This is a genomic window from Ignatzschineria ureiclastica (genome assembly GCF_003121845.1).
Taxonomy (GTDB): Bacteria; Pseudomonadota; Gammaproteobacteria; order Cardiobacteriales; family Wohlfahrtiimonadaceae; genus Ignatzschineria; species Ignatzschineria ureiclastica.
Map to the genome: position 1 here is coordinate 209,622 of NZ_QEWQ01000001.1, position 13,797 is coordinate 223,418.

General features: G+C 39.9%; 10 protein-coding genes and 1 tRNA gene. 6 read left to right on the top strand and 5 right to left on the bottom strand.

The window, feature by feature from the left end; genetic code table 11:
* Positions 1-19: 19 nt before the first annotated feature.
* The 6 genes from DC083_RS00815 (at position 20) to DC083_RS00840 (ending at position 5,473) form a co-directional block, all read left to right on the top strand.
* The gene (locus tag DC083_RS00815; RefSeq protein ID WP_109188396.1) at positions 20-886 is read left to right on the top strand and encodes a YicC/YloC family endoribonuclease; all 867 of its coding nucleotides are present in this window, start codon (positions 20-22) and stop codon (positions 884-886) included.
* Between the two features lie 78 nt (positions 887-964).
* Positions 965-1,041 (top strand) — tRNA-Arg (locus DC083_RS00820).
* A gap of 131 nt (positions 1,042-1,172) precedes the next feature.
* Complete coding sequence (locus DC083_RS00825; RefSeq protein WP_109188397.1) at positions 1,173-2,204, top strand: metal ABC transporter substrate-binding protein; 1,032 nt, start codon at positions 1,173-1,175, stop codon at positions 2,202-2,204.
* A gap of 232 nt (positions 2,205-2,436) precedes the next feature.
* Positions 2,437-4,083, top strand: a complete 1,647-nt coding sequence (locus tag DC083_RS00830) for a glutamine--tRNA ligase/YqeY domain fusion protein (RefSeq protein WP_109188398.1) — start codon at positions 2,437-2,439, stop codon at positions 4,081-4,083.
* 2 nt (positions 4,084-4,085) lie between these two features.
* Positions 4,086-4,784, top strand: a complete 699-nt coding sequence (locus DC083_RS00835) for an ABC transporter permease (protein WP_229822049.1) — start codon at positions 4,086-4,088, stop codon at positions 4,782-4,784.
* Positions 4,784-5,473, top strand: coding sequence for an ABC transporter permease (locus DC083_RS00840; protein ID WP_373296732.1), 690 nt, complete (start codon positions 4,784-4,786; stop codon positions 5,471-5,473). Before DC083_RS00835 ends, DC083_RS00840 begins: the two co-directional genes overlap by 1 nt.
* Positions 5,474-6,077: 604 nt before the next feature.
* Here the strand turns inward: DC083_RS00840 and dnaG are convergent.
* From dnaG to rpoD, 5 genes are all read right to left on the bottom strand, one after another.
* Entirely contained in the window at positions 6,078-7,814 is a 1,737-nt protein-coding gene (gene dnaG, locus DC083_RS00845) for a DNA primase (protein ID WP_157954856.1), read from the bottom strand.
* Positions 7,815-8,216: 402 nt separating this feature from the next.
* Positions 8,217-8,660: a GatB/YqeY domain-containing protein gene (locus tag DC083_RS00850; protein WP_109188402.1), complete on the bottom strand. Its 444-nt coding sequence runs from the start codon at positions 8,658-8,660 to the stop codon at positions 8,217-8,219.
* A gap of 220 nt (positions 8,661-8,880) precedes the next feature.
* The gene (locus DC083_RS00855) at positions 8,881-10,359 is read right to left on the bottom strand and encodes a hypothetical protein (RefSeq protein WP_109188403.1); all 1,479 of its coding nucleotides are present in this window, start codon (positions 10,357-10,359) and stop codon (positions 8,881-8,883) included.
* Between the two features lie 131 nt (positions 10,360-10,490).
* Positions 10,491-11,489, bottom strand: coding sequence for a tRNA dihydrouridine(20/20a) synthase DusA (dusA, locus tag DC083_RS00860; protein ID WP_109188734.1), 999 nt, complete (start codon positions 11,487-11,489; stop codon positions 10,491-10,493).
* A gap of 289 nt (positions 11,490-11,778) precedes the next feature.
* A complete protein-coding gene (gene rpoD, locus DC083_RS00865) occupies positions 11,779-13,617 on the bottom strand; it encodes an RNA polymerase sigma factor RpoD (RefSeq protein ID WP_109188404.1) in 1,839 nt (612 codons plus the stop codon).
* Positions 13,618-13,797 lie beyond the last annotated feature (180 nt).

Genomic DNA, 13,797 nt, shown 5'->3' on the forward strand with positions numbered 1-13,797 from the left:
AATATTCATAAAGGATACTATGTTACGTTCTATGACGGGATTTGCCCGTGAAACTGCGCCCACTGAGATCGGGCAATTGAGTCTTGAAATTCGTAGCGTAAATCATCGCTACCTTGATCCAACCTTCAAAATGCCGGATCTTCTGCGTGCATTAGAACCTGAACTACGGGAAAAATTACAAAACGCCATTTCACGCGGTAAAGTAGAAGTAGGGATTCGGATCGATTTTGATGATGCTGAACATAGCAACCTCCACTTCAATCCAGCAATTGCACAATCTCTATTAGCAATTCATGCTGAAGCGAATGCGCTCCTCGGTGCTGATAGCAAACTGACCGCATTACAGCTTATGCAACTTCCCGGCGTGATGAAAGCCTCTAGTGTTGATGCAGAATCGATTAAAGCACCGCTCTTTTTCGCATTTGATCAGGCTTTAGTTGCGTTTATCGCCCATCGTGAACGAGAAGGTGCGCGCCTACAGCAGATGATTGAAGAGCGTCTTGCACAAATGGAAGCCTTAGTGGAGAAAGCAAAAGCACAACGCCCCGTTGCAATTGAGAAGATCGAGCAACGTCTTCGTACTCGCCTTGAAAATCTCAATATTGAGCATGATCCTCAACGCCTTGAGCAAGAACTCGTCTATGTGATTCAAAAACTCGATATTGATGAAGAGATTGACCGTCTAACGGCTCATATTGCTGAGATGAAGAATGTATTTAAACGGAAAGAACCGATTGGTCGTCGCCTTGATTTTTTAACGCAGGAACTCAATCGAGAAGCCAATACCCTAGGCTCTAAATCCCAAGATGTTGCTCTCACGCAAATAGGTGTTGATCTCAAGGTCTTAATCGAGCAGATCCGCGAACAAATTCAAAATATCGAGTAGAAGTTCGGCAATAGCTTAGGTTTGCTAAAATTTTGCTTTGCTGAAAAAATATTGATGGTATAATAACAAACTTCTTAAGCGCCCATAGCTCAGTTGGATAGAGTGTTGGTCTCCGAAGCCAAAGGTCAGAGGTTCAATTCCTCTTGGGCGCGCCAAAATCAAATAATCCCGTATAATGAATCGACATCAATGCCGGTCACTGTACGGGTTTTTTATAACTTATAATAAAAATTGATCACTTACTGATCAGATAAAAAACTTGCCTCTATTTACCAAAGGATAACTTATGAAACGTCTACTACTCGCTACTGCTAGCACTCTGCTACTCTCTTCTTCCCTGGCATTAAGTGCCCCTTTAAAAGTGGTCACGAGCTTCTCCATTCTAGAAGATCTCACTCATAATATTGGACAAAAAGAGGTGGAAATTACCTCTATTATTGGTCGCAACCAAGAAGCCCATGGCTTTGAGCCAACGCCCAAAGATATCTTAACGATTCAACAAGCAGATGTTGTTGTGCTCAATGGGGCAGGTTTCGATAGTTGGCTTAATCGTATTTTAGAAGCCAACAATTATGAAGGGATCGTGATCGATGCAAGTCGTAATGTCCCGCTACTCTCTTGGGAAGGCGAAGCGCATGCTCATCACGATCACGATCACGATCACGATCACGATCACGATCACGATCACGAGGATCATCATACAGATGAACAAGCACATGCAATGGTAGAAGATCATGAGCATAGCCACGACCACGACCACGACCACGACCACGACCACGACCACGACCATGGTGATTTTGATCCACATATTTGGCAAAATCCACTCAATGTTGTCATTATGACAGATAATATTCGTGAAGGATTAAGCCTTGCGCTTCCGGAAGAAGCGCCCTATTTTGCCAATAATTTCCAAACTTATAAAACAGATTTAGAAGCACTCAATCAATATGCCAATGACACCTTACCTGCAAATCGTAAGGCTCATTTAATGGTGCTTCACAATAGCTTTGGTTATTTAGCGAAGCAATATGACCTGCATTTTATCGCCGTTTCTAATCTCAATCCGCTCGCTGAACCTTCTGCGAAAAAGATGGCCGAACTCTATGCACTTGTGAAAGCCGAAGATATCCGCGCTATCTTTAGTGAAAATATCGCACCCTCTCGCTTTATTAAAACATTAGCGCAAGATCTCAAACTTGAAAATGGGGGCGTACTATACTCAGATGCATTAACGGATTCCCCTGAAGCAGATACCTATTTACACCTCTTTAAACATAATATCGATCGCATTGCCGACGTCTTAAAGCATCAAGAATAAGCAGTGATTGCATCAAAAATAGGGATATTAGCGAAAACTACTATTACCGCAAAGAGACACTCTTTATTAATGATTTTTAGAGATTGTCTCTTTATTATTTCTCCCTTTATGGCTTACTGCCGACTATGTGATTTTAAAATCGAAAATTATTAGGAAACGTGCTAATATTCTAGCTATTTGAATCACACTTATTAAAATTTAGAATAATTACAAGATAAAGGTCGTTCGGTTTATGTCTGATAATATTGTACGTACAAACTTCATTCGCCAAATCATTGATCAGGATCTCGAAAGCGGTAAATATGGGAAACCTTCAGATATTCATACCCGTTTTCCACCTGAACCTAATGGCTATCTACATATCGGACATGCAAAAGCTATCTGTCTAAACTTCGGTATTGCCCAAGATTATGGCGGTCGTTGCAATCTTCGCTTTGATGATACCAATCCCACAAAAGAAGAAGTGGAATATGTTGAAGGAATCAAGAAAGATGTAGAATGGCTCGGCTTTAAGTGGGATTCTCTACATTATGCTTCAGATTACTTCGAAAAATTTTATGAAATCGCAGTCAAGCTGATCAAAAAAGGGCTTGCCTATGTTGATGACAGTAGTGCCGAAGAGATCCGTGCAATGCGCGGGACATTAACTGAACCTGGAATCGAATCACCTTATCGCAATCGCTCTATTGAGGAAAATCTCGATCTTTTCGAGAGAATGCGTCAAGGGGAATTTAAAGATGGGGAAAAAATTCTCCGCGCCAAGATTGATATGGCTTCCCCTAATATCAATCTACGTGATCCTGCGCTCTATCGCATTCGTCATGAAACCCATCACCAAACGGGCGATCAATGGTGCATCTATCCCATGTATGATTTAGCGCACTCTATTGGGGATGCGATCGAAGGAATTACTCACTCTCTCTGCTCTTTAGAGTTTGCAGACCATCGCCCGCTTTATGATTGGTGCGTTGAACATGCAGAGATGCAACATACCCCTCATCAATATGAGTTTTCACGCCTCAATATTGAATATAATGTGATGTCTAAGCGCCTATTAACGCTTCTTGTGACTTCAAAAGTTGTAGATGGCTGGGATGATCCTCGCATGCCGACGATCGCAGGCCTCCGTCGTCGTGGATGCCCTCCGGAAGCGATCCGTCTATTCTGTGATCGTATAGGTGTGACCAAATCAGAAAACCTCATTGAGCTACAACAATTTAGCCAAGCGATGAGAGATGTGTTGAATGAGAAAGCGAATCGTAGAATGGCTGTGCTTGATCCACTAAAAGTCACTTTAACGAATCTTGAAGGAGATCAGCTTTTAGATATTGCCAATCATCCACAAGATGAAACCCGCGGCACCCGTCAAATCAACTTCAGTAATACACTCTATATTGATCGTGCGGACTTCCAAGAAAGTGCTAATAAGAAGTATAAACGTTTAGTCTTAGGCGATTTTGTTCGTCTCAGAGGCGCTTATATCATCAAAGCGACCGATATCGTCAAAGATGAAGCGGATAATATTATCGAGATCATTGCCGAGATTGTCCCTGGATCATTGGGCAAAAATGTCGAAGGGGCTAAAGCGCGCGGTGTTATCCAATGGGTTTCTGCAAAAGATGCGGTTGATATCACAATTCATAACTATGATGTACTCTTTACCGAGAAGAACCCTAATGCAATGCCGGGGGAACTCACAGACTATATCAATCATGATTCCTTAGAGGTTATTCATGGTAAAGGCGAACCATCCCTTGTTGATGCGCCGATTGAAGAGGCTTATCAGTTTGAACGTATTGGTTACTATGCCCGTGATTCAAAATATGAAGGGCTTATCTTTAACCGAGTCGTTGAGTTAAAAGATAGTTTCGGAGAATAACTTTGAGTGAGATAATTCAATACGGCCCCTCACTCCTTGAGGGGTTTTTCATCACTATTACTTTAGGGATATTGTCGTTTATTATCGCTGTCGCCTTAGGATTAGGTTCCGCCCTACTCTCCTTTAGCTCACTTCGGTCATTGCGTTTTATCTCAAAGGCCTATACGACTATTATTCGCGGTATTCCCGATATTGTCCTGATATTTCTGCTCTTCTTTGGATTACAAACACTTCTCAATGAATTGACAGACTTAATGGGATTGAGTCCGATTTTTCTTAATCCCTTTGTTTCAGGCATTATCACAATTGGTTTGATCTTTGGAGCCTTTATCTCTGAAACATTCCGCGGCGCTTTAATGGCCGTTCCGAAAGGGCAATTTGAGTCTTGTATCGCTTTAGGGATGTCAAAAACCCATTTCTATCGCCGAGTGATCTTCCCACAGGCAATGCGTTTTGCTCTTCCGGGTCTGAGTAATAACTGGTTAGTGATGCTTAAAACGACCGCATTAGTGTCCTTGATTGGACTACATGATCTTGTCTTTATCGCTAATAATGCAGGTAAAGCAACACGTATGACTTTTGATTTCTATATGGTGACAGCGGTTGGCTTCTTAGTACTGACGACTCTTTCGATTCTGCTCATTAAGTTTCTAGAGAGACACTACAGTACCGGTTTTACAAATGAGGTATCATCGCTATGATGGAAGATATTATTGCAGAATTACCGGATCTTCTACCGGCTATTTGGCTAACAATAAAACTTACCGTAATTGCCTCTGTTATTGGTTTGCTTTTTGCCATTCCCTTATCGATCTTTTCACTGTCTAAGAATAAAATGATTCGCTTACCAATTGAAGCATTTAGTTACTTCTTTCGGGGAACACCGCTTTTGGTGCAAATTTACCTTATCTACTTTGGGCTCGGGCAATTTGAAGCTGTGCGCAATAGTGGTTGGTTATGGGACAATGTCTTAACAGATGCTTACAAATGCGCCTTAATTGCATTTACACTCAATACATGTGCTTATACTATTGAGATTTTTAAAGGAGCGCTTAAGCATACACCTAAAGGAGAAATTGAAGCAGGGATTGCCTTTGGGATGAATAAATTCACGCTCTTTAGACGCATTATTTTCCCTTCAGGTTTTAGACGCGCATTACCCGCTTATAGCAATGAAGTAATCTTTATGCTCCATGGCACCGCGCAGGCATCAGTTCTCACTCTAGTGGATATTCTTGGTTGGGCTCGTAAGGTTTATAGCATTACCTATTCACCTTTTATCCCATTCTTAATTGCCGCAATCGTCTATCTCATTTTGACTTTTGCATTAGTTGCAATCTTCCGCTATTGTGAACGCCGTTGGCTCTCTTATCTGAAACCCACATTTTAAGGTTTTGATATTTTAAAAATAGAATGGAAATAAAGTATAGTAAATTTGGTTTAAGAAAAATGGTTTGTAAACGGCTATTGTGGGGTTTTAAAAGAACATAAAACTTGACTCACTAACACTTGCAAGATGCCGGATAGAACAGTTTCCTTGCCTCGATCAGCTGATGCGCCGGCATTTGAATAAACTTCTTTTGAACCGATATTACTATAATAACAATGCGTATCCCTCAAATGAGATACGCATTTTTTATAGTAAATTTGGTTTAATAAAAATGTTTTTCAACAGATATTGTGGGGGTTAAAAAAACATAAAACTTGACTCACCAACACTTGCATGATGCCGGATAGAACAATTTTCTCGTCTCGATCAGTTGATGCGCCGGCATTTGGATAAGCTTATTTTGAATCGATATTACTATATCTCTCCAGCTGACCTGATCATTACTGCCCTATTGGAAGATACTCAATTTGCCGGCACAGGATTATGAAAAGAACAAGATTATTCTCCCCGGCAATACAATCAATTTTCTTAGTTTTGACATCTCTACCTATTAAGGACTATTAACACACACTGATAGTAAGAGAAGAAAGAGAAGAAAATGGATCTAACGAGAACTTCTGAGAAGTTGTAGCTCATCTGCGGTCAAAGGCTCATTATTTTGTAATTTCGCCAATACTTTCTTTAACGGAGATTCCCCTTTGGTGAGTTGTAAAAAGAGATCTTGCAGCTCACTCTCTTGTAAGGACTCATCAATTAAACTCTCCTGCATCGTCAATTGCCGTAGCCAACCATTCCACTGCTCTTCATCAAAGAAATGAAGAATCTGTGCAGCATTTTCAAGCGTTGGATACTCCTGAATCGCCATAATCACTTCATATAGACGGTTTTGTTGCAAATCATCACTCTCTAATAGAAAGTGCAATCCTTGCAGTGATCTTGCTAATGCCGGTTGATTCAGAATAATCACCAAAATCCGTTCGACTAATGTCTGCCCATTATTATAAGCTTGCCGCGCTCGACTCTCCCCTTGTCGACCGGCACTCACATAGCGATTTAGCAGATTATCTGCAAGACTGGCTCTTCTGCCTAACTCTGCCCGTAAAAAATCTCGAAGCGGAATATCTCGCATCGCATTGATCTTTTCGGCGGTCATCTCTAAAAATTGTGAGCGACCTTCAAAGGTATTCATATTCACCTCTTCCTCCATTGATTCAAAGAGGAATTGAGATAGCGGCTCTGCATTCTTCACTAATGAGATAAAACCCTCTGTTCCTGATTTTTGCACATAGCTATCAGGATCTTCTCCATCCGGTAGAAATAGGAATGAAACTTCTTTACCGGCAGTCAATGCGGGGAATGATTCATTCATCGCTTTATGAGCTGCCGCTCTTCCAGCACGGTCTCCATCAAAACAGAAGACAATTCGAGAAGTATAACGAAACAGCAATTCAATCTGACGTTGAGCAATCGCCGTTCCTAAAGTTGCCACGCTATTATTGACGCCATAATGCGATAACATTACAACATCCATATAGCCCTCAACGACAATAATCTCCTCATAATCCCGCGCTGATTGCCGTAACTCATAGAGCCCGTATACTTCTTCGCCTTTTTTGAAGAGCACTGTTTCAGGAGAGTTAAGATACTTCGGCTCCCCTTGATCGAGAATTCGTCCACCAAAGCCAATTGTATCCCCTTTTCGATTACGAATGGGAAACATAATCCGATCTCGAAAACGATCATAGCGGCGATGTTGTTCTGACTCACTGAGTAAGCCGCCTTCAAGCATTAATTGCTCAGAGATATGATGTTTACTCAATTCAGAAAGCAGTGCATTCCAACTATCAGGCGCATAACCAATGCCATATTTTTTGGCATCATCCCCATTTAAACCTCGTTTTTGTAGATACTCAATGGCACGATCATTGTTCTCTTTGCGCAATTGTTGTCGATAGAACGCTTCGCTCATCTTCATCACTTCTAACAAGTTTTTCTGCGCTTCTACTTTTGCCTCAGAGTAACCCTCTCCCCGCTCATAAGGAATCTCAACGCCTTCAATTTGCGCTAGAACCTCCACCGCTTCCAAAAATTCAAGACGTTCATAATTCATTAAAAATGTCAGAACACTACCGCTCGCATTACAACCGAAACAGTAATAAAACTGTTTAGGCTCACTAACGGTAAATGAGGGCGTTTTCTCATCGTGAAATGGGCAACACGCTTTGTAGTTACTCCCGGCCTTCTTTAAAGGCACACGCTGATTAATCACCGACACAATATCCGCTCTTGCGATCAATGAATCGATAAAATCTCGTGGAATAAATCCTTTGCCTTTACTCATTTTCCCCTCATCTTCGTCCAAAACGGCTCGTATCAATATCTTATAGTCATATCGGTTCAAAATAAGCTTACTCAAATGCCTACGCATCAGCTGATCGAGACGAGAAAACTGTTCTATCCGATATCTTGCAAGTGTTATTTAACATGGTTTGATATGCTTTTAAAATCCTGCACTAACTACTTTCAAACTATTTTTCTTAAACCATCTTAAACCCAATTTACTATAAATACGGTCATAGATCCTACAAGATCAATCTTACCATACTGTAAAGCGGTGAAAGATTGCCTGCTGAGTTTTTATCCCCATCGACACCCTATCACCGCTTCTATTATACCGCCATTCACCCATTATGAATGAAGGGCAACTTTGTCATATTGCTCAGCGACTACAATACTCAAGATATTAGCCCGCTAAACGTGCTTTAACGATGCCACTGACAGCAGACATATCTGCTCTACCTAATAATTGTGGGCGAATAGCACTCATTAATTTACCCATTCCACTCATACCTTCAACCCCTAACTCGGCGATAGCGGCATCAATAATAGCAATCACTTCCTCTTCCGTTAATTGCGCAGGAAGATAAGGTAAGATGTATTGAAGTTGCTCTTCCTCTTTCTCCACAAGATCATCACGCTCTGCTTTTTTGAACTGATCAATTGATTCCCGACGTTGATTCACCATACGATTTAAAATCGTCAGATACTCTTCATCTGTCAATTCATCGCCCCGTTTTTGTAATTGTGCTTCTTGAATCTCCGCTAAAATAGCGCGTAATGTCGTCACTTTTTCACGCTCTTTCGCTTTCATTGCTTCTTTAACATCACTTTGAAGACGTGCTTTCATAATTTTCTATCCTTTTGATATGTTGTGATATTCGTGTATTAAATAATACTATATCCATTCTATATGTTTTCTATACTCTTTCTATACTCAACATTATCATTAGAATATAGATTTATAAATTTACAGATTAACAGATTTATAGATATAAACTTAATACGCTCAATAAAAGAAGGGAGACTCATAGCCTCCCTCACTTGATCATTCTATTTTACACTACTTATTAACCAAATAATGCGGCAATGGCTTCTAAGTCTACAACTTGATCATTCACTAACCAAGTGCCATCCTGATATTGTACATGAATACGAGCTTTACCACCAACAAACTCAACTAACGGAGTTTCAGCATTGATCAAAGTTGCCATCAATTGGAACTGTTGATATAACTCTCTCATCTCTTTACGCGCACTATCCACATTCACATGTTTTCCTGAGGCGATTAAGATATTACTGCCTAATTCAATTACATAGTTTTGATCAACAGAGAGTTCTAAATCGATAGCATCGATATATTGATTTACAAATTCAAAGAAAGTTAAACCTGCAAACATCTCATCGACTTCATCAGGATTATTAATAAAGTCTACTTTTGCTAATTGATCAATCAGTTTGCTGCTTGGTGTAATATTCAAGGCATTTTGAGAACCAAAATCTGCTAACTTCCCATCTAAAGTAATTTTGACGCTACTGCCATCTACAAACACTTTTTGCAGGTAAGCATAAGGATTCATTTGATCAGCATTGAGTATATATTCATTACTAAGGGCAAGAAAATCTTGAGATAGAATCTCTTTTGTAACCGGCGCAATGTTAAATCCTAATTTAAAATCCCCTAAAGCTACTTCTGTATCAGAAATCGCAGGCTGAAGCTTCAGATCTTTAACAACAAAATGGGTAAAAATACCTGCTCCATCTGCGACTTTTTCAACGCCTGAATCATAAGTAAATTGTGCGATATTAAGATGACTAAAACCAGAACGAGTTACTGCTTCCGGCATTACCTCAAGAGCGATACCATTAAAGATAACTTCTGTCTTCTGATAGAGATCACTAGGCTTAATCACAGAATTAATAGTACTATCATTGACTACGAATGAACGTAGCCCTTTCGCTTCATTTTTCAGAGTTATCTTACCAATCTGATAAGCGGCATCAAAATTATCAATCACTTTAAAATTATCAGTGAATGTAAATAGTCCTTTCCCTTCCGCGCCAGCAATATGGAAATAACCCATATCTGAAGAGTCAGACTCTAATAAGATTTCAGGATATTGTTGTGTAAACTTATATTGAAGATTTTCCCGATCAATTTGTGTTTGTTGTGCAATATCTTTAAGCACAAAAACTTCTTCATCACTGTTAGCAATGATCAAATCAGCTTTAGAGATAATCGTCGCAGCCCCTTTACCTTCTGCATAGTTGGTAAAGACCACTTCTCCATTCTCTGTTGATGTGATATTTGTCTCGTCATCTTGTAATAAAATCGAAGTTGTTGCTTGGAAATTTGCAATATTCTCACTCGTAGCATCTGCTTCGATAGCTGTATCTATCTCTTTAACAATAAAGCCATAGGACTTATCTAATAACGCTTCCGTTATTGTTTCATAATCTTGGGTAAACAATTCGATCGGTGCTGCCACGCTCATCGAGCTAGTTGCTAATAGTAATGGCACCGCATACGCAAGTAGTTTTTTCTTCATTAGATATCCTTAATAGTTAATAAGTTAAGTAAGATTCTTTGATTATAGGAGATATTCTAAATAGTAATCAATATAGTTGAGCATATTATCTCATAAAAAGAGTATATTATTGATTCTGTAATATATTCGTTCTATCTTTCATCTTGCATTCGTTGATAAGCGGTTAATACTGTATCAAAATTCGCCCCATCTTTATGCATATTTTCACTTAAATATCGGCGCCATAGGCGGCTTTTCGGTACTTCATGAAATAATCCTAGCATATGTCTCACAATATGATTTAACCTTCCACCTTTGTCAATATGCGCTTCAATATAGGGTTTCATGGCCATAATCACCTCATAGCGACTTTTAATAGAAGTCTCTAGTTCTAATCCTTCTGATTCTTCAATATCCTCGTTAAAAAGAGAATCCACTTGAACCAATTGATAAGGATCATGATAAATCGCCCGCCCAAGCATTACACTATCGACTTGTCCGATATACTGTTTCGCCTCTACGACCGAAGGCAAGCCACCATTTAAACCTATCTGAAGCGTAGGATAATCTTGTTTCACTTGAAAAACACGTTCATAATTAAGAGGAGGAATATCGCGATTTTCTCTAGGAGAAAGCCCTGAAAGCCAAGCTTTTCGTGCATGGATAATAAATTGATCACATCCTCTTGCCGCGACTGTTTCAATGAAATGAGTTAAGAACGCATAACTCTCTTCATCATCAATCCCGATACGGGTTTTAATGGTGACCGGAATCGAAACAGCCTCTTGCATCGCTTGATAACAATCCGCCACTAAACTTGGCTCTTTCATCAAACAGGCACCAAATCGCCCTTTCTGCACTCGATCTGAAGGGCAGCCACAGTTAAGATTAATCTCACTATACCCATAGGATTCCCCAATTTTCGCCGCAATCGCAAGATCTTTAGGATCAGATCCGCCGAGTTGCAGTGCAACAGGTCCTTCTTCTTCAAAATAGAGATGACGATCTCTATCACCATAAATAATTGCCCCTGTTGTCACCATCTCACTATATAAAAGTGCAGTTTTACTCATTGTTCTATAGAAATAACGACAATGTCGATCTGTCCAATCCAACATTGGTGCGACGGAAAATGGGGGCATTTTAACCATATTTTTCATTTTTTTTACTTTTACATTAATCCCTTACTACAAGGTAAGGATTGTGAGGGTAAGGATTATGAGAGTTACGAGAGGTTGCTAAATCAATCATATAGTGAATCAGGTTTAAGAAAATGGTTTAAACAGCTATTGTGGGGTTTTAAAAGAACATAAAACCAAAAATAGAGATATAAATAAACCCCTAGATTTTACAAGATCTTCGGGGTTTATTATTGAATCCTTCAATATCATGACCTACTATCGACGAAAGATTCGCAGAGGTAGATCGACTTATTGAACCTTACTCCACATCTAAGAAGCTTTTTAGACTCTCTGAGCGATTAGGATGACGTAACTTACGAAGGGCTTTCGCTTCAATCTGACGAATACGCTCACGGGTTACATCAAATTGTTTGCCCACCTCTTCAAGCGTATGATCAGTATTCATATCGATACCAAAACGCATCCGTAATACTTTCGCTTCACGAGCAGTTAATGTATCTAACACTTCACGAGTCGCTTCATTTAAGCCTTCATCCGTTGCCGATTCCATAGGTGAAATTGCATAGACATCTTCAATGAAATCGCCCAAACTTGAATCTTCATCATCCCCGACAGGTGTTTCCATAGAAACAGGTTCACGAGCGATTTTAAGCACTCGACGCACGCGCTCTTCCGTTTCACCCATTGCTTCTGCAATCTCTTCTGGCGTAGCCTCACGACCAAGCTCTTGCAGCAACTGTCTTGAGATACGGTTTAACTTGTTAATTGTCTCAATCATATGCACAGGGATACGAATGGTCCGAGCCTGATCTGCAATTGAACGAGTAATCGCCTGACGAATCCACCAAGTTGCATAAGTTGAGAACTTATAGCCCCGGCGATATTCAAATTTATCTACCGCTTTCATCAAACCGATGTTCCCTTCCTGAATCAGATCAAGGAATTGTAGACCACGATTGGTATATTTCTTCGCAATAGAGATTACAAGACGTAAGTTTGCTTCGATCATCTCCCGCTTAGCTCGGCGTGCTTGCGCTTCACCAATGGAGATTTGACGATTGATCTCTTTAATCTCATAGATGGTAAGATCTGTCTCTTGTTCGATCTTCGCTAAACGATCCTGGCATTCAAAAATATGTTTCTCATAGGTTTTGAGTTCTTCCACATATTTTGCTTTACGTTTAAAGATGTCTTCGGTAAAAACAGCTCTATCGGCTTCATTACGGGGAAATACTTTTAAAAACTCTGTGCGTGGCATTTTTGCTTTCGCCACACAGATGTGCATAATTTTACGTTCTAACGGACGAATGCGATCAATGGTCTCACGAAGCTTATCATACATCTCTGTTTGGAATTTCGGTGCTAACTGAAACTCCATGAATTTTTCACGTAGACTCGCTCTAACTTCTTTAATCTTATCCGATTTACTCGTTGCGCCTTCTTTTTCTTTGACTGCATTGAGTTTATCAACGATTGCTTGTAGTTCTGCAATTTTTGTCGCTAGAATCTCAGGGTCAGGGCCGTTGGCATTATCTTCAACTTCAACAACCGCAACTTCTTCATCCTCATCTTCATTTTTCTCTTCATCTTCGAGATAGAAGCTAGGATCAATAAACCCTAATACGAGATCAGTAATTCGACCTTCTTCTTTAATCGCCGCATGATAAGAATCGATTAAGTGATAAGTTGCAGGTACGTAGAGCGCCAATGAGTTCAGAGATGAATGCAATCCTTCTTCAATTCGAATCGCAATCTGTTTCTCTTCTTCTCTTGTTAAAAGATCAACGGTTCCCATCTCCCGCATATACATACGAACAGGATCTGTCGTTCTACCAATCTCTTCATCATCAATATGCGCGAGAACTTCAGCGGCTTCCTCGACCGCATCATCACTATCGAGCGACTCACTGAGCATTAAAGTATCTTCATCGGGGGCTTCTTCATGCACCGCGATCCCCATATCTTCAATCATTGCGATGATACTTTCAATCTGCTCTGGATCGACCATTCCTTTTGGAAGATGATCATTCACCTCCGTAAAGGTAAGATATCCTTGCTCTTTACCATAAGCGATCAGCTTTTTGATTTGCTCTTTTTTAAGTTGATCTTGTTTTTTTTGATCTGAATGATTGCTCATAATTTAGAATGACATCCTTAATCTAATAAGTTCACGACTATCGTATTATTTTAATCTAAAGCAGACTATTATAACAGCTTTCCCCTATTTCTGATATAGCAAAGAAAAGAGAAACCCTGTGGTGTAATCTATTGACTACACCATTAATGGGGACAACTTTAGAGGAAAACAACCCTTAGT